Consider the following 21,739-nt stretch of genomic DNA (forward strand, 5'->3'; position numbering starts at 1 on the left):
GGCGACGGCGGGCAGGTATCGCCAATCGCCACCGAATCAACCACTTACAGCTAATTCTTTACGGCATGTACATGCCGCCGTTGACGTGCAGGGTCTCGCCGGTGATGTAGCCGGCCGCTGGACCCGCGAGGAAGGCGACCGCATTCGCGATGTCGGCCGGCTCGCCCAGGCGACCGAGTGCGATCTGCTCACCGAGCGCCTTCTTGGTCTCTTCGGGCAGGTCCTTGGTCATGTCGGTGGCGATGAAACCGGGAGCGACCACGTTGACGGTGACACCGCGGCTGCCGATTTCCTTCGCCAGCGACTTGGAGAACGCGATGATGCCGGCCTTGGCGGCGGCATAGTTCGCCTGCCCTGCATTGCCGGTGACGCCGATCACCGAGGCGATGTTGATGATGCGGCCCTTGCGTGCCTTCATCATGCCGCGCATGACTGCCTTGGACGTGCGATAGACACTGGTGAGGTTGGTGTCGAGGATGGCCTGCCAGTCCTCGTCTTTCATCCGCATCAGCAGGTTGTCTCGGGTGATGCCGGCGTTGTTGACCAGGATGGACACCGGACCGAACTCCTTGGCGACGGCATCGATCAGGGCTTCGACTGCCGCGCCATCGGTGACGTTGAGTTCGCGGCCGTGACCACCGGATGCGGCCATCCGCTCGCCGATGGCCTGCGCCCCGGCGGCGGTGGTCGCGGTGCCGATGACGGTGGCGCCCTGGGCAGCCAAAGCGTCGGCGATCGCGGCGCCGATGCCGCGGCTGGCGCCGGTGACCAGCGCGATTTCACCCTGCAGGGGCTTGCTCATGATGATGATGTCCTCGGAACGGTTCCGCGCGAGCGCGGGAGGTCAGGATAAGGGAAGGGAGCCGCGCGGGCGTCACGCCTGCCAATCGGCAAGCGCACCCTGGAAGTCGCCCACACCACCGATGGCGCGCGCGTCCAGGCCCTTGTCGATGCGCTTCACCAGCCCCGCGAGCACCTTGCCGGGACCACACTCCGCAATGCGCGTGGCGCCATTCGACGCCAGCGCCTGGACGCACTCGGTCCAGCGCACGGGCAGGTACAACTGGCGAACCAGTGCATCGCGGATGGCGTCCGCCCCGGCGTGCACGTGTGCATCCACGTTCTGCACCACCGGCAACGACGGCGTGTGCCAGTCGAGCCCTGCCATCACCTCCGCGAGGCGATTGGCCGCTTCGCGCATCAGTGGCGTGTGCGAAGGCACGCTGACCGCGAGCTTCACCACCTTGCGGATGCCACGCTCGGTGAGCAACGCGATTGCACGATCGACCGCCTCGGCGTCGCCGCCGATCACGATCTGGCCGGGCGAGTTGTAATTGGCGGGCACGACGACCTTGCTGTCGGACGCCTGCGTGCAGACCTCGGCCACCAGGGCATCCTCGGCGCCCAGCACGGCGGCCATCGCGCCGACGCCCTGCGGAGCCGCTTCCTGCATCAGTTGGCCGCGCAGGCGCACGAGGTGGGCGCCATCCTTCAACGACAACGCGCCTGCCGCGACGAGCGCGGTGTATTCGCCCAGACTGTGCCCGGCGAGCTGGGACGGCTGCACGCCACCCTGTTGCTGCCAGGCACGCCATACCGCGATGCCCGCTGCAAGCAATGCCGGCTGCGTGTACTCGGTGCGGTTGAGCATCTCTTCAGGGCCGCCTTGCGACAGCGCCCACAGGTCGACACCCGCACCATCGGACGCTTCGGCGAACGTCTCGCGCACTACCGGATGCAATTCGGACAACTCGGCCAGCATGCCGACCGACTGCGAGCCCTGGCCCGGGAAGACGAAAGCGAGTTGCGTGGAAGTCACCAGGACACCCTGAGTGAAAACAGGCGGCGATGATACGGGTGAAGACGCCGGATTGTCTGTACCGGGGCGTATGCGTGGCACGCACACCCTTCGCGCATGCACGCCGGAAATGGAAAAGGCGACGCTTAACGGCGTCGCCTTTTCGTGCGTCCTGTTGCCGCAGGCGTCAGTAGCGCAGCAGCACGGAACCCCAGGTGAAGCCTCCACCGAACGCTTCCAGCAGCAGCAGCTGCCCGCGTTCCACGCGACCCGAACGCACGGCAGTATCCAGCGCCAGCGGCACAGAGCCCGACGACGTGTTGCCATGCTTGTCGACGGTCACGATGACCTGATCCATCGACATGTCCAGCCGCTTGGCGGTGGCTTCGATGATGCGCAGGTTCGCCTGGTGCGGGATCAGCCAGTCCAGGTCGTGCTTGTCCAGTCCGTTGGCTTCAAGCGTTTCATCCACCACGCCATCCAGCGCCTTGACGGCGTACTTGAAGACGTCATTGCCCTTCATGTGGATGCGGATGCCGTTGTTCGGCTCATCCGGCTTGAAACCGGCCGACACGCCGACCGGATTCCAGAGCAGTTCCTTCTTGCTGCCATCGGCATGCAGATGGGTGCTGAGGATGCCGGTCTCGCCATCGGCCTTCAGCACCGCCGCGCCGGCACCGTCGCCGAACAGCACGCAGGTGGTGCGCTCGGTCCAGTCGACGATGCGACTGAGGGTCTCGGTACCGATGACCAGTGCCGTCTTGGCATCACCGCAGCGGATGAACTTGTCGGCCACGCTGAGCGCGTAGATGAACCCCGAGCAGGCCGCATTGACGTCCAGCGCCGCGCAGCCTGCGATACCCAGCCGGGCCTGGATCAGGCAGGCGGTCGAGGGAAAGATCAGGTCGGGCGTGGTGGTGCCCACCACGATCAGGTCGATCTCGGAGACATCGACGCCGGCCGCCTCGAGGGCGCGGAGCGCCGCCTGGTAGCCCAGGTCGCCCGCGGTCTCGCCTTCGGCGGCGATATGGCGCTCACGGATGCCGGTGCGGGACTGGATCCATTCGTCGCTGGTATCCACCAGCTTCGACAGGTCTTCGTTGGTCAGCACCTTCTCGGGCAGATAGCTGCCCGTACCGGCGATGCGCGCATAAATGCGCCCCTTGTTACCCGGCTCGCTCATGCACACTCCCGTTGCCAGCCCCACGAAGGGCCCTGATTGTCATTGATCATGCGGAAAGCGCGCCCCGCGAAGGGCGCGCCACGCGGATCAATCTTCCTCGACCATCGTGGTCTTGGTGGCGATGACCTTCTTGCCACGGTAGTAACCGTCGGCGGTCACGTGGTGACGCAGGTGGATCTCGCCCGTGGTCGGGTCGGTGGACAGCTGCTTGGCGGTCAGCGCGTCGTGCGAACGACGCTGGCCACGGCGGGACGGGGTAACGCGGGATTTCTGCACAGCCATGGGATTGCTCCAGCTCTTGTATCTGTTGGTGAACCTTGCGGTTCGTGTTGCCAGACCGCGGTAGCGGCTAGTTCTTCTTCAGCGAGGCCAGCGCCGCGAACGGACTGGTCTTCGCCACCTCTTCTTCATCTGCGGCCCACTCGCGCTCCACGGCCTCGGACGTTGGATCCACCGGCACCACCGGCACGGCGAGGACCAGTTCGTCCTCGACCAGTTCGCTGGGGCGCAGCATGCCGTCTTCCGGCACCAGCAGGGCCTCGTAGCCGGGCGGAAGCGCGGATTCCTCATCCTCGCTCCGGACCAGCCCGAGCCGCTGCTCGACCGTCACCGACAACACGAAACGCCGCAGGCTGCGCTGGCACACCAGCGGCAACCCCACTTCGATCCGCAAGCCTATGTAAGGCACCTGCAGCGCGTCACGGTCGAACTCGATCGTGTAGCGCACATCGCCTTCGGTATCGACCAGAAGACCCTGCAGACGCGTCATCGCGGACAACGGCAGGCGGCCTTCAAAGCTGCGCCGGGCCGCGACCATGCGCCAAGCATCCAACATCTCGGGCGTATTCACGGACATAAGCCGCTGAATGTTAAGGATGAAGGACCGAACTGTCAAACCACCCCGCCCGAGGAGGATGGCTTGCCGGGCGCCCCGCCGCCCGTCAGACTCCCCCGCCCGCCCCTGCCGGTCACCCGACGCCATGCCGCTGATGCTTGCCTCGACTTCCCGCTACCGCCGAGAGCTGCTCGAGCGGCTGCGCGTGCCGTTCCACATCGCGCGCCCGGAAGTGGACGAGGTGCTGCTGGACGGCGAATCCGTGCCGGCCATGGCCAGCCGCCTGGCGCGGGCCAAGGCCGATGCCATCGCCCACCAGCACCCGGGCAGCTGGATCATCGGCGCGGACCAGGCTGCCGAGCTCGACGGGCAGCCCCTGGGGAAGCCCGGCCAGCGCGAGGCCGCCATCGCCCAGCTGAACGCCATGTCGGGCCGGGAGGTCCGCTTCCACACGGCCGTGTGCCTGGTACGTGATGAGCAGGTCCTGCAGGCGCAGGACGTCACCACGGTACGCTTCCGCCGCCTGGATTCCGCCGAGATCGAGCGGTACGTGGACGCGGAGCAGCCCTTCGATTGCGCCGGAAGCTTCAAATCGGAAGGGTTCGGCATCGCCTTGTTCGATGCCATCGAATCGTCGGACCCCACTGCCCTGGTCGGCCTGCCCCTGATCGCGGTGGCGCGGATGCTGCGCGAGGCCGGCTTCGAACTTCCCTGAAGCGTCACCGCACCACGACAGGCTGTTCCGCCCAGGTCTCCACACTGCCGTCGCCACCGGTCAGACGCAGCCCCAGCCAATGCCGGCCAGCCGGCAACGCGCCGGCGTCCACCTCGACATTGAACTGCACGCGGGGCATGCGCGGATCGCGCGAAGCGCCCTTCAGGAAAACGGTCAACCATTCATTGGCGCTGGCGTCCGTGGCTTCGGCGACGACTCGGCCATCCATCAGCACTTCCACCTTCGTCACGCCCACCACGTCCTTCACCGCCCAGCCACCCACGCTGAAGCGGCGGCCGACAGTGGCGCCGGCCGCCGGCACGTCGATGTTAGCCACGACAGGCGTCATGCATTCACCTCCGGCGGGTTCCTTCGGCAGAGCGAACAGCAGGAAACGCCGCGCGCCATGATCGATGTTCACCACCTCCGCTGGCGGCAAGGGCCCCACCACGGCACACAACTGCTGGTAGTGCGCGAGCAATGCGCTGAACTTCACGTCGGTGGCGGCGACCACCAGCAAGGTGGGTGCGCTGCGCTTGCCATCGTGCTCGAGGCCCCATAGCCGGAGCTGGGGAGCCCGCCCGTGCTTGCGATTCAACGGGTGATCCAGGGTCGGGATTTCCGCATCCCCCAGCGCGAAGCCGAGTTCCGCGCCGGTCTTGAAGCTGTCCGCGAGCAGCACCGTCCCCTCGGGCAACCCGGCCTGGGCCTTGCGCACTTCCGCCGCCAGCGTGTCCCAGCCCGCGAAGTTCTCGGGGTAGTACTTGCTGCCAGCCATCTGCGTGCGCAGCCCCGGCAACGACACCACCACGTAGTAGCCCAGCATCAGCGCCGCGCCGATGCCGGCGATGCCCCAGGTCGCCTTGCGCCGCGCGGGAGACCACGTGCGCAACAGCAACGGCACCACCATCAGAAGGGCGAGGTAGCCCGGCAACGGCCAATGGAAGCTGACGCGTTCGTTGTCGGCGAAGAAGCCGATGAGGAAGAAACCGAGTGTGGAGATTGCGCCAAGCAACGCGAAGTAACGCCATGCGGTGCCGGCATCCTCGCTGCCACGCAAGCCGCGCAGGCACACCACGAGCATGGCCCAGAACAGCAACGGCGTGACCAGGGCCGCCTGCACCAGCAGGAAGCGCGCACCGTCTCCGTGGAAGGCCCAGGGATGGCGATCGAGCAACTGGAAACGCAGGCCGGCGTCGGCGTACTCGAGGTTCCACGCGAGCAGTGGCGCCCAGGCGAGCAGGCCCACCGCAAGCGCGACCCAGACCCGCGCATCACGGAGTACTTTCCGGCCCTCGGGCAACCACAGCAGGGCGATGAGGCCCACGCCGATCACACCCACGAAGCGGTAATGGCTCAGCGCGCCCAGCATCAGCCCGAGGGCCAGTTCGGTCGCCGACATCGCATCGACGTCACGCAACAGGCGCGCACCGGCATCAGCGCAGAGCACCGTCGCGACCGCCATCGGCACATCCGGCAACGCCAGCAGGCCGAGCGTGCCCGACAGCGGCATCAGCACGGTCAGCAAGGCCGCCTGCCATCCCGCTGCAGCACCAAACCAGTGTGTGGCGCTCCGGGCCACCAGCCACGGCAGCACCGCCGCGAGCAACAGGAAGGGCGCGCGCACCGCCAACACATGATGTCCGCCCAGTTCGGTTCCGAGGCGCGTCAACCAGGCGGTCAATCCCGGCAGGTCGGAATACGCCGCCGCCAGATGCTGGCCTTCCTGCCAGTAGAACGCTTCGTCCACGAACAACGGCAAGCGTGCGGCGATCGCGATCTTGACGACCGTCACGATTGTCCACACTGCAAGGAACCACTGGCGCGCGCGTTGTTCTTCTTCCATCTCGCTACACTTCCCTGAACCCACGATCGGAAACCGAGAGCGCGATGTCCGCCATTCCCAGCACCCGCCCTATGCTATCCGAAGGCTTGGCCGACGCCCTCAAGCGCGCCCAGGCGCAGGTCAACTCCCTGGTGCTGGGCAAGGCCCATGAAGTACGCCTCGCCTTCGTGGCGCTGCTCTCCGATGGCCATCTGCTGATCGAGGACCTGCCGGGGCTCGGCAAGACCACGCTCGCGCACGCACTGGCGGCCACGCTGGGCCTGACGTTCCAGCGCGTGCAGTTCACCTCGGACCTGTTGCCGGCCGATGTCCTGGGCGTGTCGGTCTACGATGCCCAGGCGCGCGCCTTCAGCTTCCATCCGGGACCGGTCTTCACCAACGTGCTGCTGGCGGACGAGATCAACCGCGCGCCTCCGCGCACGCAAAGCGCATTGCTGGAAGCCATGGCCGAGCACCAGGTCACGCTGGATGGCGTGACCCACGCGTTGCCGGAGCCCTTCTTCGTGATCGCCACACAGAACCCCGTGGATCTCTCCGGCACGTATCCGTTGCCGGACTCGCAACTGGATCGCTTCCTGCTGCGGTTGGCGCTCGGCTATCCGAATGCGGAATCCGAGCGCGCACTGCTGGCCGGCACGGACCGGCGGATGATGATCGCGCAGGCGATGCCATTGCTGTCGTCCGAAGAAGTGGTGGCGCTGCGGCAAGCCGTTGGCGAAGTGCATGCCAGCGATGCCCTGATCGACTACGTGCAGGCACTGCTGGCCCGCAGCCGGCAACACCCCGGCGTGCGTGTCGGCCTGTCCCCGCGCGCGGGCATCGCGTTGCTGCGCGCCGCACGCGCCTATGCATTGCTGGTGGGCCGCAACCATGTGCTGCCCGAGGACGTGCAGACACTGTTCCTCGCCGTGGCCTCCCATCGCATCGTCGCCGAGGCCGAGACCGATCAGGCGATCGCGTTGACCAAGGCCATCCTGCACGCGGTGCCCGTGGACTGAGCATGGCAAGCACGCCGCGCGCCCGCCTCGCCCGCCGTTTCGCCAGGCTGGCCAGACCCCGCCAACCCGAATCCCTGCCCGTGCAGCTGGACCGCCGGCGCATCTATGTGCTGCCCACGCGATTCGGTCTTTTCTTCGCGGCGCTGGTGTTCACGATGGCGCTGGGCGCGTTGAACTACAACAACAATCCGGGTTTGCTGCTGGCGCTGTTGCTGGGTGCCACGGCGATGGCCAGCCTGATCTTCGCGCACCTGCAACTGGCGGACCTGCGGATCGATGCAATCGCCGCCGACCCCGTCCCGGCAGGCACCCCGTTGCGCCTGCAGGTGGCATTGTCTTCACGCGATGCGCGCGCGCGCCATGGCCTGCGCGTGGATGCCTGCGACAGGCACGTCTTCGCCACGCTGGCGCCATCTGACGGCGTCGTGGCGGAATTGTCACTTCCGACTCAGCAGCGCGGATGGTACGACCTCGACCGTATCCGCCTGTCCACCACGCAACCGCTGGGACTCGCGCGCGCCTGGGCCTGGGTATGGCCCTCCTCCCATCTTCTGGTCTACCCGGCTCCCGAGCCGCAAGGTCCACCGCTGCCCGACATCTCGGGGGCCGGAAGCCGCACGCGATTGCACGCCGGTGGCGAGGACGTGCATCAGTTGCGCAACTACCGCGCGGGCGATGCACGGCGCTCCATCGCATGGAAACCCTCGGCTCGGCACGATCAGCTGCTGGTACGCGAATACGAGCAGCCGCTGGGGCAGGAGGTGGAACTCGCATGGACAGCGCTGCCCGCGCTGCTCCACGAGCACCGCATCCAGCGCCTGGCGCACTGGATCGACCTGGCCGAACGCGAGGGCCGTCGTTATCGCCTGCTGCTGCCTGGCCAACCTCCGCTCGGTCCCGGCGCAGGCACCGCCCATCGACACCTCTGCCTGCGCGCGCTGGCGCTGATGCCGCATGCCCTCGCCTAAGCCCACGACGCTGGATCCGGGCAGCCGCCGATGGACGCTGGCGACGGCGGGCGTTTGCCTGCTCGCCCTGCTGGTCCACCTGCCCCCCACCTTGGCGATGGGGTTGGGCGCAACGGGCGTCGCGCTCGCCTTCGCATCATGGAAGCGTCCGCTGCCCGCGCTTCTGCGTGTACTGCTGGCCATCACGATGGTGGTCGCTGTCATGGCCTTCACCGGCATGCAGTTCGGGCGCGATACGGGCTGTGCTCTGCTGGCCGCGATGCTGGCCATCAAGCCCACCGAAACCCGCAGCCTGCGTGACAACCGCAGCCTGCTGGGCTTCGCACTGTTCGCACCCTTCGCTGCTTTCCTTCTCGACCAGGGACCACTGAGCATGGCCCTGGGGCTGGTCGGCGTATTGAGCAGCCTGGTCGCGCTGCATCGCCTTGCCGACGCCGAGGTCACCTTGTCCGCTGTCCCGGCCCGGCCGCTGCAGCAACTCCGCCAGGTCGGGAAGCTCGTGCTGATCGGTGTCCCGTTGGTGATGGCGGCGTTCTGGCTTTTCCCGCGCTTTCCCACGCCACTGTGGGGAGTGCCCGAACGCGCCCTCTCCAAGCCGGGCTTGAGCGACGAAATGTCCCCCGGCGGCTGGCTGGACCTGATCGCCGATGACACGCCCGCCCTGCGTGTGCAGTTTTTCGGCGCAACGCCACCGACCTCCCAGATGTACTGGCGTGGCCCGGTGCTGGCGGACTTCGACGGCCGGACCTGGACCCGCGGCAATCCGCTGTCCGATATGCCGCCGGCGGAGAGCATGCGCGCGCCCACGGTATGGGACTACCAGATGGACGTGGAGCCGACCGACAATCGCGACCTGGTGATGCTGGACCTTCCCGTCGCCGCACCGGAAGGCACCAGCCTGACGCGCGACTACAGCACGCGTACGCGCCTTCCATTGAATGCACTCAGCCGCTGGCGCGTGCAATCGTCGGCTCCGACCCGCTTCGATGTCCAGCTGCCCGACGCCGTGCGCCGGCAGGCGTTGCAGCTGCCCGTCGGCTTCAATCCACGGACACGCGCACTGGGTGCCCAATGGCGGCGCGAAGCCGGCGGCAATGACGCCGTGCAGGTCGCGCGCGCACTCGACTGGATCCGCTCCAGCTTCGCCTACACGTTGAACACGCCCTTCCCCGGGCGCAACACCGTCGACGAATTCCTCTTCGACCAGCAGGCGGGATACTGCGAGCACTTCAGTTCGGCCTTCGTCTTCCTGATGCGCTCCGGTGGCGTCCCGGCGCGCGTGGTCACCGGTTACACCGGCGGCACCTACAACCGGTTGGGCGATTACTGGATCGTCCGCAACATGGACGCGCATGCGTGGGCCGAGGTCTGGCTGCCGCAGCGGGGCTGGGTTCGCGTGGACCCCACCGCTGCAGTCGCACCGGAGCGCATCTACGACACTCTCGAGGACAGGCTTGGCGGTGCCCGCGCCGGCGGCGCCGGATTGATCAGCATCGATGGCCTGGGCCAGGTGAGCGATTGGCTGCGCCGCGGATGGAACGACATGGTGCTGGGTTTCGATGCCAAGCGCCAGACGCGCATCCTGCAGCAGCTGGGTGCGCAGCAGCTTGGGCCATCCGGACTGGCCGCATTGTTCGGCGTGTTCGCAATGATCGCGGTGGGCTGGATGGCCTGGCTGCTGGCCCGGGGCGAGCGCGAGCGCGACCCACTGCTGCGCGCCTGGCACCGCCTGGGGGCACGCTACGCCCGGCTGGGCCTGGGGCGGGAGCCACACGAGACTGCCGGCGCCTGGGCGTACAGAGTGGTCGCCCAGCGACCTGAGGACGCAAAACCGTTGGTTTCGCTCAGCCGGCGTTTCGCTGCAGCGCGCTACGCTGCGGATGAGGGGGACAACCGCGCACTGATCGAAGACCTGCGCCGGCACCGCCCATAACCCGCTGGAGACTGGCCATGAAACTTCGCTTCGCCGTTGTCGTCGCAGCCGCCGCGCTGCTCTCCGCCTGCGCTACGGCACCCGCGCCGCTGCAGGGCACGTTCACCCCGGTCAACCCGCGGGATTCCGTCGGTACACCACAGGTAGGCGCGCCGGTGCGATGGGGCGGCCGCATCATCAGTACCACCCCGGCCCAGAACGGCACCTGCTTCCAGCTTGTATCGCGTCCGCTCGCCGCCACCGGCCGGCCGCTGTCCTCGGCACCGGATGCGACCGATGGCCGCTTCATTGCGTGCCGCGCGGGTTTCTACGATCCGGCCGTGTTCTCCGAGGGCCGCGAGGTGACATTCGTTGGCAAGATCGAGGGTTACGAAAGCACGCGCATCGGCGACTACGACTACCAGCTTCCCCGTGTCGCGGCGGACGTGGTGTATCTGTGGCCGGAAGTGCGCGAAGTGGAGGTCCGCCCCTACCCGTACTACGACCCCTTCTGGGGACCGCGCTGGGGCCGTTGGGGCTGGTGGTAATACCTCGCGCCGGGAAGGAAAAAAGCCGCTCTACGAGCGGCTTTTTCTTGCGTGGTCGAAATGGCGGTCTTTCAGGCCTGCGTACCGAAACGGCCCAGTGCCGCACCGGCAAGCAGATGCAGGTGGATGTGGAACACCGTCTGCCCTGCATCCTCGCGACAGTTCATGACCACCCGGTAGCCGTTCCCGGCAAAGCCTTCCCGGCGCGCGTACTCCGCCGCGGCCAACGCCAGCCTGCCTATCAGGTGCGCCTGTTGCGGCTGCACATCATCCAGCGTGGGGATGGGGTCGTTCTTCGGGATGAATAGCACGTGCACGGGCGCCTGCGGCGCGATGTCCTTGAAGCCCAGCACCTCATCGTCCTCGTAGACGATGGTGGCGGGAATCTCGCGGCGGATGATCCTGGCGAAGATGGTGTCGGTCATGGTGTTCACGCGTCCCCGTGTGAGTGCGGTCAGGTCATTTCACTGCGGCCGCCGAACGCGTGCGCCAGCGTGCCGCGGTCGACGTATTCCAGTTCGCCGCCCAGCGGTACGCCATGGGCAAGCCTGCTCGGGCGCACGCCCTGCTGCCGCGCCAGCTGCGCCAGGTAGTGGGCCGTGGCTTCACCTTCGACGGTGGGATTGGTGGCGATGATCAGCTCGGTGACCTCGCCCTGCGCCAGCCGCGCCGACAGCGCATCCAGTCCCAGCTCGCGCGGGCCGATGCCGTCCAGGGGAGACAGCCGGCCGTGCAGGACGAAATAGAGGCCGCGGTATCCCGTCGCCTGTTCGATCGCCAGGCGATCCGAGGGTGACTCCACCACACACAGCTGGTGACGGTCGCGACTGCCGCTCGCGCAGAGCGTGCAGATCTCGCCTTCGGTGAAATCGCGGCAATGCGCGCAATGACCGATATGGTCCAGCGCTTCGGCCAACACGCCGGCCAAGCGCTTGCCCCCGTCCCGTTCGCGGTCGAGCAGGTGGTAGGCCATGCGCTGCGCTGTCTTCTGCCCCACTCCGGGCAGGACGCGCAGCGACTCGATGAGCTGTTCGAGCAGCGGACTGGACATGATCGTCATCCGGACCGGCGATGGCGGGTGCCACGCACAGGCCGGCCATTGGCGAATATCAGAACGGCAGCTTCATGCCCGGCGGCAGCGGCATGCCGGACGTCGCTGCGCCCATGCGCGTCTTGGATTCGGCATCGACCTTGTTGGATGCATCATTGAACGCAGCCGCAATCAGGTCTTCCAGCATCTCCGCATCGGAGAGCAACGAGGGATCGATGCGTACTTTCCGGCATTCCTTGGCGCCGGTCAGGGTCACGCCGACCATGCCGCCGCCGGCATTGCCGGTCACCTCGAGCTTGGCGAGCTCTTCCTGGGCGCGCTGCAGGTTCTCCTGCATCTTCTGCGCCTGTTGCATCAGTTGGGCGATGTTTCCACGCATGTCGTGATCACTCTTCGTAAGGTCGGATGGAGTCCGGGACGAGCCTGGCGCCATGCTGCTGCATCAGCTGCCGCACGTCCGGATGATTCATGAAGGTTTCTTCGGCCTCGCTCTGGCGTTCGTCGCGCTGCCGATGGCTGCGCTCCTTCAGCGTTTCGGCATCGCTCGCCGCCGCGGCGAATGCGAGACGGGGAGCCACGCCGTAACGAGTAGCGATGGCATCGGCAAGCTCGCCGAGCGTGCGCTCGGAGCGCAGGTAATCGAAGCCGCTGTCCAGCGCCAGCGTCAGCGTGCCATTCGCGTAGCCCGCGAACGCGACATTGTCGACCAGTTGCTTGCCGACGCCCTTCAGCCCGCAACTGCCGGCGAAATGCAGCCACGTCTCGGCATCGGTGATGCCGATATCCGCCGGCATGGACGAGGCGGCCGGCGTGGCGGGTGACGGGTTCGCCTGCGCGGGAAGCCACGGCGGCGCGTCCTCGACGACAGGTGCCGCCATGCGCGGCGGAGCCGGGGCTTCTTCGCGCGCCATCTGTTGCGGCTGCGCCAGCGACTCCGGCGCAGGTGTCGTGCGGGCAGGGCTTGCAGTGGATGCGGCTGCGGGGGCCGTGGTCTGGACAGGCGCGGCCGTTGCCGCAGCGCGAGCGTCGCCGCGCATTTCGCCCGCCTGCGCTGGCCTGAAGGCCAGCATGCGCAGGATGCTCATCTCGAAGCCGGCGCGTCCGCTGGGCGCAAGATGCAGGTCGCGCCGGCCATTGATCGCCATCTGGTACCAGAGCTGCACCACTTCGGGGCGCAGCTGCCCGGCGAAGGCTTCGATGTCGACCCCCTCCGCTTCCACGCTGGCCGACGGCACCAGCTGCCGCACCTGGATGCGGTGCAGCGCTTCGGCGACGGCATCCAGCACGCCGGCCCAGTCCGGGGAAAACTCCGCCAGCCGCGCGACCACCTGCAGCAACGCCTCGCCATCGCCTTGCGCCAGGGCGGCCAGCATCGCATTGACCTGGGTGCGGTCCACCGTGCCCAGCATGGTACGCACGCCATCCTCGCGGAGGGCACCGCCGGCGTACGCGATGGACTGGTCCAGCAGCGAAAGACCGTCGCGCAGCGACCCATCGGCGGCACGCGCGAGCTGGGCGATCGCACCCGTGTCGGCCTCGATGCCTTCGGCGCCGAGGATCTTCGTCATCTGGCCGCGGATCTGTTCTTCATCGAGCCGCTTGAGGTTGAATTGCAGGCAGCGCGACAGCACGGTGACGGGCAGTTTCTGGGGATCGGTGGTGGCGAGCAGGAACTTCACGTGTTCCGGCGGTTCCTCCAGCGTCTTCAGCAGCGCGTTGAACGCCGCCTTCGACAGCATGTGCACTTCGTCGATCAGGTACACCTTGAACTTGCCGCGCGAAGGCATGTACTGCGCGTTCTCGATGACCTCGCGCACATCGTCCACGCCGGTGTTCGACGCGGCGTCGATCTCCAGCAGGTCGATGTAGCGGCCGGCATCGATGTCCAGGCAGGCAGCGCATTGGCCGCACGGATCGGCGCTGGTGCCCTTCTCGCAGTTCAGCGATTTGGCGAAGATGCGCGCGATCGTGGTCTTGCCGACCCCGCGCGTACCGGTGAACAGGAAGGCGTGGTGCACACGGCCGCTGTCCAGCGCATTGGTGAGTGCCCGGACCACGTGTTCCTGGCCTACCAGTTCGGCGAAACGCTTGGGGCGCCACTTGCGGGCGAGGACGAGATAGGACATGCCGACATTGTGCCACGCCCCGCCCGCCGTCCCCTCCGCTCGCGGACACCGCGAGGCTTCGCTTGTGGCCGGCCCCGGCGAAGGCTAGAATTCACGGCCCTGAAAGCGGCCCATGGTTGCGTTCAGGTCCCGGAGAGGTGTCCGAGTGGTTGAAGGAGCACGCCTGGAAAGTGTGTAAGCGTCTAAACCGCGCTTCGGGGGTTCGAATCCCCCTCTCTCCGCCAGTTTCATCCATCCCGAGCCATCGGGATGAACGACGCAGCCGCGCCCGAGCGCGGTTTCGTTTTCTATGGTGGCCCCGTCGGCCCCTCGCGACGCTAGGTTGAAAACTCCGCCAGGGCCGGAAGGCAGCAACGGTATCGACTGATGCGGGCGCCGAGGTCAGCCGGCGGGGCCACCGCCTTTTCGGGTACGCGACATCAGCGGTCACATCCCTAGTCCGCGACGATGCCCAACGCATCCGGTTCGCGGCCGGTGACCCAGTAGTCGATCACCTGCCAGCGCTGCGTGTCGATCACGGCGATCCTGTCGCCGCCACTGATCGCGACGTAGGCACGTGGACGGTCCGCTGCGACCGCAACGCCGATCGGCAACGCCGCATTGCCCAGCATCGTGGGCTGGTAGGTCATGTCTTCGCGCGACAGCGACAGGGAGGCCACCGGCACCCTGGTGCGCGTGTTGAACACCGCCAGTGTCGCCGCCCGTGCATTGGTGACGAACGCCAGCGTGCCGTCGGGCGAGAACACCACCCGGATGGGGAATCCCTTGCTGCTCATGCGTCGCTTGACGACCAGCGTCCGCGGGTCATGCACGGTGATCGTGCCGTCCTCGCGGTTGGTCACCCAGACCTCGGCGCCATCGGGGCGGACCGCGACGCCCTCCGCGCCTTTCCCGGCAGGCCGCTCCACCGTCTTCACGCCCGCCTGCAGGTCGATGCGGCTCAGTGTGCCGGCCTGGATCTTGGTGAGGTAGGCGACACGTCCGTCCGGCGACACCGCCATCATGTGTCCGGTGCCACCTCCCACCTCGATCACGCGCTCGATCTCGCCCTTCGGCACGTCGACCACCAGTACGCTGGCCGAGCCTTCGGTGGTGACCAGTACCCGGCGGCCGTCCGGCAGGAAGCGGAGCCCGTGCGGGGCACTGTGTTGTCCCAGATCGATGGATCGGGTTGGCTTGCCGCTCCGCAAGTCCAGCACCGACAGCGTGTTGCCGGATTTCGCAGCACCGTAATTCGTCACCACGGCAAGACGGCCATCCGGGGCCACCGCGATCTCGTGCGGCGCTTCGCCCGTGCGGAATTCGCCGATCCTGCGTCCATCACGCAACGACAGCCGCCAGACGGTGTCCGCGGACTTGTTACCGACGAGAAGCTCCGCCGCGTTGCCGACCTGCATGGCAAGAGACGTGACGGTTGCCAGGCATGCAGAAAGAAGAAGGGTGCGCCGTGGCTTCAAGGCCCATCCCCCATCGGATGCAGCCAATCCGCATCGCCTTCGCGATAGTGCTCCCGCTTCCAGATCGGCACGCGCTGCTTCACTTCATCGATGATGTAGCGACAGGCATCGAACGCGGCACCGCGGTGCGCAGCGCTCACGCCCACCCATACCGCCAGGTCCCCGATGGCGAGCGTGCCCACGCGATGCACACAGCTCGCCGCCACCACATCGAACCGCGTCATCGCCTCGGCGAGGATGCGTCCGCCCTCGATCTCGGCAAGGGCGGCATAGGCCTGGTAGTCGAGGCCGTCGACGGCCCGACCCGCGTGATGATCGCGCACCCATCCCTCGAAGCTGGCATATCCGCCGGCGCGCGCATCAAGGAGGGATCCGCGCAGCGTGGGCACGTCGAGTGGAACCTCGGAGAGTCGGAAACCGTGCATGCTCAGCCTCCACTCACCGGGGGAATGAAGGCGATCTCGCTGCCCTCGACGGGAGCATCGTGCCAGCGGGCGAATTCGCCGTTCATCGCGACCCGCAGATGTTCGCGCGGCCAGGCGATGCCATGCCGCGCCTGGACCTCGGCATAGAGCCCGGCGAGATCGTTGGCGCGGGTACTGACCGACTCACTGGCCACACCGGTGCGCTCGCGCAGGCTGGCGAAATAGAGCAATGTCACGGTGACCATCAGACCCGGCCCACGTCGTGCTTGCCGCCACGCTTTCCCACCAGCTTGGCGGGACCCAGCACAATGGCATGCGACAGCGCCTTGCACATGTCGTAGACCGTCAACGCGGCAACCGTGGCGCCGGTGAGCGCCTCCATCTCCACGCCGGTCCGATGGACGGTGCGGACGTGGCAATCGATGCGCAGCGTGGACTCGCCGTCCCAGTCCACGGTCAGCCGGCAGCCGTCGATCGGCAGCGGATGGCAAAACGGGATCAGCTCGTGGGTGCGCTTGACCGCCATCGTGCCGGCGATGATGGCGGTGTCGACGATGCCGCCCTTCGCGCTGCGCAGGCGATTCCGTCTGAGTTCGCGCGCGACATCTGCCGGGAAGCGTACGCGGCAGGTGGCGCGGGCTTCGCGTGCAGTGGCCTCCTTGCCGGATACATCCACCATCGCGGGACGGCCATCGGCATCCAGATGGGTCAGGGCTTTGCGGGGCATGCGGGTCCTGGGGCTTCAACCGCCGATAAGATACATCTCGACGCGTCGCCGGTCCCGCACTTCCGGACTGCCGCGAAGTTCGCTGTAGCGGTCGCCGCGCGCGTTCCACAGGCTGGCGACGTGCGCGGCCAGCGCCTCCTCGCCCTGCCCCACCACCGCGCGCAGGTCGGCGCCTTCCGAGGCGAACAGGCAGGTGAAGAGCCGGCCATCGGCCGACACGCGTGCCCGGTGGCAGTCGCCGCAGAACGGCGTGCTGACGGAGCTGACAAAGCCGACTTCGCCGCCGCCGTCATCGAAGGCATAGCGCTCGGCCACTTCGCCGCGATAGTCCGCCTGCAGCGCATGCAGCGGCCAGCGCGATCCGATGCGGTCGCGCAGCACGGAGGACGGAACCATCCGGTCACGTCGCCAATCGTTGCTGTCGCCGACATCCATGAATTCGATGAAGCGCACCACGTGTCCCGTTCCGCGGAAGCGTTCGACCAGCGGCAGCACCTGCGCTTCGTTGACGCCGCGCTGGACGACGGCGTTGATCTTCAGGCGGGTGAATCCGGCCGCCATGGCCGCATCGATACCGGCCAGCACGTCGCGCACCTGTCCGCGGCGCCCCGACATGTCGGCAAACACTTCGGGGTCGAGCGCATCCAGGCTGACCGTGATGCGGCGCAGACCCGCGTCGTGCAGCGCACGCGCCTGCGCCGCCAGCAACATGCCGTTGGTGGTCAGCGCGATGTCTTCAAGCCCGGCAATACCCGCCAGTCGTCGCACCAGTTCCGGGAGCCGCTTGCGCAACAGCGGCTCGCCACCCGTCAACCGGAGCTTGCGCACGCCCAACCGTGCGAAGGCGCGAACCAGCGTCTCGATTTCGTCGAAGGAAAGCCGCTGCGAGGCGTCGGTGCCGTAATCCTCGGGCACGCGATCGGCCGGCATGCAGTAGCCGCACCGGAAATTGCAGGCATCGATCACCGACAGGCGCAGGTCGTGCAGCGGCCGCCCCAGCAGGTCACGCGGCAGCGTGGAACTGTTCACGGCAGCACCGTCGGGAGGGGCTGCGCCAGCGGGATCACCTCACCGGGCATCGCCACGCGATGGCCGCGCGCGCGCAGTGCCGCGCCTTCCTCCGCGCTGGCGTAGTGGTACAGCACGCAGCGGGCCAGCAACGGCGACGGATACTCGCGCTCCAGGTCATCGATGCCACTGTGCGAGGGGTTGCCGTGCAGCGCGCAGTCGTGGGCAATCAGTTCGTCGGCATCGGCGTGGCGTGCCAGCATCTCCGGGATCGGGCGCGTGTCGCCGGTCCAGACCACGCTGCCACGCAGGCGCAGCCCGAACGCCGTCTCGGGCCAGTGATGGCGCACGGGAAACACCTCCAGCCGCTGGCCGTCGTGCCAGAACGCATCGCCCACGGGCACCAGCTGGAACGCATCCCAGAAATTCGCGCCGCCCTCGGCCAGCACGTTCGGATAACTGGCGACGCGCTGGTGCAGCAGCGGAACCAGCGGCGCGGGGACGTACAGGCGTACCCTGCCCCGCCGTGCGGAATCGAAATAGCTGCCCACGAACAGGCGTTCGAAGCCGGCGACATGGTCCAGGTGCAGGTGGGTGAGGAAGATGGCATCGGGCATCCCGCCATAACGGGTCTGGTACGCCGTCAGTCCCTCGCCACCGCAGTCGATCACCAGCCAAGGCTGCCCGCCCCGTTCCAGCGTGGCCATCGCCGAACCCAGCTCGACGGCACTGGCATTGCCGACGCCGAGGAAGCGTAGCGCCCAGTCCATCTCAGTAGCCTCGCGACCAGGCATGGTCGTAGGCACGACGCAGGTGCGCGAAGTCGTAGCCCACTTCGTCCGCGCTGCGTTCGCCGCGCAGCTTGAGCAGGGAACGCCTGAGCCGCGCGAGATTCTGCTCGCGCCATGCGGTGGCCGGGATGCGCAGCCGGCTGCGGTCGAAATCGATCAGCCAGCCATGTCCGCCGCCATCGAAAAGGATGTTCTGCGCGTTGAGGTCGGCGTGGTCCAGGCCCGCGCGATGGAAGCGCGCCACCAGCCTGCCGGTGCTCTCCCATGGCGCATTGCCGGCGGCCTGGCCTGCGATATCGGCCAGCGTACGCACCTCCATCAACCGTTCCAGCAGGATGGAGGCGCGGTAGAACATGCCGTCGCGTACATAGCTGGCGGCCACCGGGCGCGGCACCGGCAGGCCGCGCGCCAGCAGCGCGCGCGTGAGCCGGAATTCGGCGAAACTGCGTGTGCGGTCCGGGCCGTGCCAGAGATAGCGGTCCTGGCTGAAACGCGCGGCCAGGCCGCCGCGCCGGTAGTGGCGCAACACGCACTGGCTGGAAGGGGCATCGATGAACCAGGCCCCGCCCCGTCCGCCACTGTCGACCGGGCGGGCACGGTCTCCCCACTTCTCCGGTGCGAACCAGTCGGGATCCGCTTGCCGCAGGTGTTTGCGGTCGAACAGAATCGCACCGTATCCGCTGCCTTCGCGGAACGGCGTCAGGGATTCCGAGGCGTCAAATCCGACCATCCAGCGAGTCTAACAACACTTGTCCACGATTCCCCAATCACTCTGCCTGCTCCGCCTGTCCGCACTCGGCGACGTGACCCATGTCGTGCCGCTGGTGCGCACCCTGCAACGGCACTGGCCCCGGGCGCACCTGCATTGGGTGATCGACAAGGGCGGATTCAAGCTGCTCGAAGGACTGGACGGCGTGACCTTCCACACCTACGACAAGAAGACCGGGCTGGCCGGCATGCGCGCCTTGCGCCGCGCGTTGCCTGCAGGAGGATTCGACGCCTTGCTGCAGATGCAGGTGGCCCTGCGCGCCAATCTGTTGTCGGCCTTCATTCCTGCCCGGCGCCGGATCGGCTACGACCGCAGCCGCTCGAAGGACCTGCATGGCCTGGTCGTCAACGAACGCATCCCCGACCGGCCCGGCATCCACGTGCTCGACGCGATCGGCAGCTTCTGCGAACCCCTCGGCCTGCGGCAGACCGATGTGGTGTGGGACCTGCCGGTCCCCGCCGACGCGCACGCCTGGGCGGCTGCGCAGTGGAGCGCCGATCACCAGCGCACGCTGGTGATTTCGCCGTGCTCGAGCCACGAACGGCGCAACTGGTACGCCGACCGCTACGCCGCGGTGGCCGACCACGCTGCCGCGCAGGGTTGGCGCATCGTGGTGTGCGGAGGCCGCAGCGATCTGGAGCGACGCACCGCCGACGCGATCATCTCGGCCATGCGCTCGCCGGTGCTGGACCTGGTGGGCAAGGACACCCTCAAGCAACTGCCGGCCCTGCTGGCGCGCGCGGACCTGGTGATGACGCCGGATTCCGGCCCCATGCACATCGCCAACGCAATGGGTGCGGCCGTGCTGGGACTGCATGCGGCCAGCAACCCGCTTCGCAGCGGCCCTTACTCCAGCGTCCGCTACTGCGTGGATCGCTACGATGATGCCGCGCGCCGCTACAAGGGCCGGCCGGCCGCAGCGCTGAAGTGGGGAACCAAGATCGAACACGATGGCGTGATGGAACTGATCACCGTGGAAGACGCCATCGCCGCCTTCGAGCGTCGCCGCAACGATCTTGACGGGTAGCCCGGGGTCCCGTCAGGACGTGCCGCCGGAGCGGTAGTCCTGGTACGACTTCTCTTCCACGTAGCTGGAACCCAGCGCGAGGTTGATCGCCTTCTTGATCCGGGCCCGCTCATCGTTCTCGATGTAGACGCTGCGGGCCAGGCGGATGAAATCCTCGTCGAATGCCTGCGCCTTCTCCTTCAGGCGCACGTCATCCTCGATCACCCACAGGCGCTCGTTGACGGCCTTCAGCTGCGCACGCAGCTCTGCGATGTTGTGGCCTGCGACCGGGTGGGCCATCCAACTGTGCTCCAGCGCCGCCAGCTCATCGCGCACATGGGCGAGCTTGGCGGGATCGCTCATGCGCTCGGACTTGATCTGGAGGATGGCGATCTTGTCCAGCAGCTCACCGAAGGAAACGGGGACGAGGATTTCGGACATGACGGCTCCCGGGCAAAGAACGCCATTCTAGGCGCAGCCGCCCGCGAGATAGTCGCGGCAGCGCTGGGTCAGCCCTCCCACAACGCAAAAGCCCCCTTGCGGGGGCTTTCTTGAAACTGGCGGAGAGGGAGGGATTCGAACCCTCGATACGCTATTAACGTATGCCTGATTTCGAGTCAGGTACATTCAACCACTCTGCCACCTCTCCGGTGGCCCCGGGCTTGCCGGGGGCGTGAATGATACGTGGCGGACCGCATCCGGACAAGCCGGAAGGCACAATCCGCGTGGCCGCATCACTCCGTCTGCACGTGAATGAACCCCGGTTGCCGTCCGGAACCACGCCAACCTTGCCCGATGTCCTGTCCGACCGGATCATTGCGTATGACCGGATAGGCGAAATCCGTCCGAACAGACAGGGCACCATGATCGAATTCGGCCACATCTCCCACGTCGGGCTCCGGCGCGAGCTCAACGAGGACACCTACTACGGCGACAGCGAGCTCGGGCTCTGGCTGGTGGCCGATGGCATGGGCGGCCACGCCTGCGGCGAGGTGGCCAGCGCGCTTGCGCGGGAGACCATCGTGCGCGAGATCCGCGACGGCACACCGCTGGCGCAGGCCATCCGGATCGCCGACGAGGAGATCATCCGCACGTCGCGCCGACGCAACGACACCCTGCCGATGGGCACCACCGTGGTGGCCGCCCGCATCCAGGGCAACCGGTTCGAAGTGGCCTGGGTCGGCGACAGCCGCGCCTACCTGTGGCGCGAAGGCCAACTGGCGCAACTGAGCCAGGACCACAGTTACGTGCAGGAACTGATCGCACAGGGCGCGCTCACCAGTGAACAGGCCCGCACCCACCCGCACCGCAACGTCGTTACCCAGGCCCTGGGCGTCACGGACCCCAACCATCTCAACGTGGAAACCATGACCGGTGAACTCCGGCCCGGCATGCAACTCCTGCTGTGCAGCGATGGCCTGACCGAAGAGGTGGACGACGGCAGCATCGCCGCCACGCTGAAATACGACGACTGCAGCGCCCAGGAATGCGTGGATACCCTGATCGCTGCCGCGCTGGATGGCGGTGGCTCGGACAACGTCACCGCCGTCCTGGTGCGCTGCCACTGACGCATCAG

General features: G+C 67.3%; 25 protein-coding genes, 2 tRNA genes and 1 other RNA gene. 9 read left to right on the forward strand and 19 right to left on the reverse strand.

What is annotated here, in order from left to right; all coding sequences use genetic code 11:
• Positions 1-58: 58 nt before the first annotated feature.
• The 5 genes from fabG to WBN46_RS02165 form a co-directional block, all read right to left on the reverse strand.
• Positions 59-802 (reverse strand): 3-oxoacyl-ACP reductase FabG, encoded by a 744-nt coding sequence (fabG, locus tag WBN46_RS02145; RefSeq protein WP_337730123.1) that lies wholly within the window; start codon positions 800-802, stop codon positions 59-61.
• Positions 803-874: 72 nt separating this feature from the next.
• On the reverse strand, positions 875-1,819 hold the full coding sequence (gene fabD, locus WBN46_RS02150) for an ACP S-malonyltransferase (protein WP_337730124.1): 945 nt from the start codon (positions 1,817-1,819) through the stop codon (positions 875-877).
• Positions 1,820-1,985: 166 nt separating this feature from the next.
• Positions 1,986-2,981, reverse strand: a complete 996-nt coding sequence (locus WBN46_RS02155) for a beta-ketoacyl-ACP synthase III (RefSeq protein WP_337730125.1) — start codon at positions 2,979-2,981, stop codon at positions 1,986-1,988.
• An 87-nt stretch (positions 2,982-3,068) separates the two neighbouring features.
• Positions 3,069-3,263: a 50S ribosomal protein L32 gene (rpmF, locus tag WBN46_RS02160; RefSeq protein ID WP_192200767.1), complete on the reverse strand. Its 195-nt coding sequence runs from the start codon at positions 3,261-3,263 to the stop codon at positions 3,069-3,071.
• 67 nt (positions 3,264-3,330) lie between these two features.
• Positions 3,331-3,837 carry a YceD family protein gene (locus tag WBN46_RS02165; RefSeq protein WP_337730126.1) on the reverse strand — a complete coding sequence of 169 codons (507 nt, stop codon included), beginning with the start codon at positions 3,835-3,837 and terminating at the stop codon, positions 3,331-3,333.
• A 124-nt stretch (positions 3,838-3,961) separates the two neighbouring features.
• On the opposite strand from WBN46_RS02165, the gene WBN46_RS02170 reads away from it, so the two are divergent.
• Positions 3,962-4,531 (forward strand): Maf family nucleotide pyrophosphatase, encoded by a 570-nt coding sequence (locus tag WBN46_RS02170; RefSeq protein ID WP_192200765.1) that lies wholly within the window; start codon positions 3,962-3,964, stop codon positions 4,529-4,531.
• Between the two features lie 4 nt (positions 4,532-4,535).
• On the opposite strand, the gene WBN46_RS02175 is transcribed toward WBN46_RS02170, so the two are convergent.
• Complete coding sequence (locus WBN46_RS02175; RefSeq protein WP_337730127.1) at positions 4,536-6,377, reverse strand: glycosyltransferase family 39 protein; 1,842 nt, start codon at positions 6,375-6,377, stop codon at positions 4,536-4,538.
• 71 nt (positions 6,378-6,448) lie between these two features.
• Between WBN46_RS02175 and WBN46_RS02180 the strand changes: the two genes are divergently transcribed.
• The 4 genes from WBN46_RS02180 to WBN46_RS02195 are packed head-to-tail and all read left to right on the forward strand — an operon-like array spanning position 6,449 to position 10,803.
• Positions 6,449-7,375, forward strand: a complete 927-nt coding sequence (locus WBN46_RS02180; protein WP_337730128.1) for an AAA family ATPase — start codon at positions 6,449-6,451, stop codon at positions 7,373-7,375.
• A 2-nt stretch (positions 7,376-7,377) separates the two neighbouring features.
• Positions 7,378-8,343: a DUF58 domain-containing protein gene (locus WBN46_RS02185; protein WP_337730129.1), complete on the forward strand. Its 966-nt coding sequence runs from the start codon at positions 7,378-7,380 to the stop codon at positions 8,341-8,343.
• Positions 8,330-10,276: a DUF3488 and transglutaminase-like domain-containing protein gene (locus WBN46_RS02190; protein ID WP_337730130.1), complete on the forward strand. Its 1,947-nt coding sequence runs from the start codon at positions 8,330-8,332 to the stop codon at positions 10,274-10,276. Before WBN46_RS02185 ends, WBN46_RS02190 begins: the two co-directional genes overlap by 14 nt.
• A 17-nt stretch (positions 10,277-10,293) precedes the next feature.
• Positions 10,294-10,803 carry a Slp family lipoprotein gene (locus tag WBN46_RS02195; protein ID WP_142124002.1) on the forward strand — a complete coding sequence of 170 codons (510 nt, stop codon included), beginning with the start codon at positions 10,294-10,296 and terminating at the stop codon, positions 10,801-10,803.
• Between the two features lie 71 nt (positions 10,804-10,874).
• Here WBN46_RS02195 and WBN46_RS02200 read toward each other — a convergent pair whose 3' ends face one another.
• The 4 genes from WBN46_RS02200 to dnaX are packed head-to-tail and all read right to left on the reverse strand — an operon-like array spanning position 10,875 to position 13,980.
• Complete coding sequence (locus WBN46_RS02200) at positions 10,875-11,228, reverse strand: histidine triad nucleotide-binding protein (protein ID WP_337730131.1); 354 nt, start codon at positions 11,226-11,228, stop codon at positions 10,875-10,877.
• 29 nt (positions 11,229-11,257) lie between these two features.
• Positions 11,258-11,854 carry a recombination mediator RecR gene (gene recR / locus WBN46_RS02205; protein ID WP_337730132.1) on the reverse strand — a complete coding sequence of 199 codons (597 nt, stop codon included), beginning with the start codon at positions 11,852-11,854 and terminating at the stop codon, positions 11,258-11,260.
• A 58-nt stretch (positions 11,855-11,912) separates the two neighbouring features.
• Positions 11,913-12,233, reverse strand: a complete 321-nt coding sequence (locus WBN46_RS02210; RefSeq protein ID WP_337730133.1) for a YbaB/EbfC family nucleoid-associated protein — start codon at positions 12,231-12,233, stop codon at positions 11,913-11,915.
• Positions 12,234-12,240: 7 nt separating this feature from the next.
• Entirely contained in the window at positions 12,241-13,980 is a 1,740-nt protein-coding gene (gene dnaX, locus WBN46_RS02215; RefSeq protein WP_337730134.1) for a DNA polymerase III subunit gamma/tau, read from the reverse strand.
• A gap of 131 nt (positions 13,981-14,111) precedes the next feature.
• Here dnaX and WBN46_RS02220 point away from each other — a divergent pair.
• A tRNA-Ser gene (locus WBN46_RS02220) sits at positions 14,112-14,204 on the forward strand.
• 74 nt (positions 14,205-14,278) lie between these two features.
• Positions 14,279-14,375, forward strand: an RNA gene (gene ffs / locus WBN46_RS02225) — signal recognition particle sRNA small type.
• 39 nt (positions 14,376-14,414) lie between these two features.
• On the opposite strand, the gene WBN46_RS02230 is transcribed toward ffs, so the two are convergent.
• The 7 genes from WBN46_RS02230 to WBN46_RS02260 are packed head-to-tail and all read right to left on the reverse strand — an operon-like array spanning position 14,415 to position 19,118.
• Positions 14,415-15,377 (reverse strand): beta-propeller fold lactonase family protein, encoded by a 963-nt coding sequence (locus WBN46_RS02230; protein WP_337730135.1) that lies wholly within the window; start codon positions 15,375-15,377, stop codon positions 14,415-14,417.
• 56 nt (positions 15,378-15,433) lie between these two features.
• On the reverse strand, positions 15,434-15,862 hold the full coding sequence (locus WBN46_RS02235; protein ID WP_337730136.1) for a molybdenum cofactor biosynthesis protein MoaE: 429 nt from the start codon (positions 15,860-15,862) through the stop codon (positions 15,434-15,436).
• A 2-nt stretch (positions 15,863-15,864) separates the two neighbouring features.
• Positions 15,865-16,110 carry a molybdopterin converting factor subunit 1 gene (gene moaD, locus WBN46_RS02240; RefSeq protein WP_337730863.1) on the reverse strand — a complete coding sequence of 82 codons (246 nt, stop codon included), beginning with the start codon at positions 16,108-16,110 and terminating at the stop codon, positions 15,865-15,867.
• Positions 16,107-16,589 carry a cyclic pyranopterin monophosphate synthase MoaC gene (gene moaC / locus WBN46_RS02245; protein ID WP_337730137.1) on the reverse strand — a complete coding sequence of 161 codons (483 nt, stop codon included), beginning with the start codon at positions 16,587-16,589 and terminating at the stop codon, positions 16,107-16,109. The genes moaD and moaC overlap by 4 nt, the downstream gene beginning before the upstream one ends.
• 15 nt (positions 16,590-16,604) lie before the next feature.
• Positions 16,605-17,618, reverse strand: a complete 1,014-nt coding sequence (gene moaA, locus WBN46_RS02250; RefSeq protein ID WP_337730138.1) for a GTP 3',8-cyclase MoaA — start codon at positions 17,616-17,618, stop codon at positions 16,605-16,607.
• The gene (locus WBN46_RS02255; protein ID WP_337730139.1) at positions 17,615-18,367 is read right to left on the reverse strand and encodes an MBL fold metallo-hydrolase; all 753 of its coding nucleotides are present in this window, start codon (positions 18,365-18,367) and stop codon (positions 17,615-17,617) included. Before WBN46_RS02255 ends, moaA begins: the two co-directional genes overlap by 4 nt.
• A gap of 1 nt (position 18,368) precedes the next feature.
• On the reverse strand, positions 18,369-19,118 hold the full coding sequence (locus WBN46_RS02260; protein ID WP_337730140.1) for a 3-deoxy-D-manno-octulosonic acid kinase: 750 nt from the start codon (positions 19,116-19,118) through the stop codon (positions 18,369-18,371).
• A 19-nt stretch (positions 19,119-19,137) separates the two neighbouring features.
• On the opposite strand from WBN46_RS02260, the gene WBN46_RS02265 reads away from it, so the two are divergent.
• Entirely contained in the window at positions 19,138-20,184 is a 1,047-nt protein-coding gene (locus WBN46_RS02265; protein WP_337730141.1) for a glycosyltransferase family 9 protein, read from the forward strand.
• A gap of 12 nt (positions 20,185-20,196) precedes the next feature.
• Here WBN46_RS02265 and WBN46_RS02270 read toward each other — a convergent pair whose 3' ends face one another.
• Together WBN46_RS02270 and WBN46_RS02275 are read right to left on the reverse strand one after the other, a co-directional pair.
• Positions 20,197-20,604 (reverse strand): DUF6165 family protein, encoded by a 408-nt coding sequence (locus tag WBN46_RS02270; RefSeq protein ID WP_337730142.1) that lies wholly within the window; start codon positions 20,602-20,604, stop codon positions 20,197-20,199.
• A gap of 117 nt (positions 20,605-20,721) precedes the next feature.
• Positions 20,722-20,812, reverse strand: a tRNA-Ser gene (locus WBN46_RS02275).
• Between the two features lie 214 nt (positions 20,813-21,026).
• Here WBN46_RS02275 and WBN46_RS02280 point away from each other — a divergent pair.
• Positions 21,027-21,731 carry a PP2C family serine/threonine-protein phosphatase gene (locus WBN46_RS02280; RefSeq protein ID WP_192201270.1) on the forward strand — a complete coding sequence of 235 codons (705 nt, stop codon included), beginning with the start codon at positions 21,027-21,029 and terminating at the stop codon, positions 21,729-21,731.
• Positions 21,732-21,739: the final 8 nt, after the last annotated feature.

This window comes from Pseudoxanthomonas sp. CCNWLW251, assembly GCF_037402255.1.
Lineage (GTDB): Bacteria > Pseudomonadota > Gammaproteobacteria > Xanthomonadales > Xanthomonadaceae > Pseudoxanthomonas_A.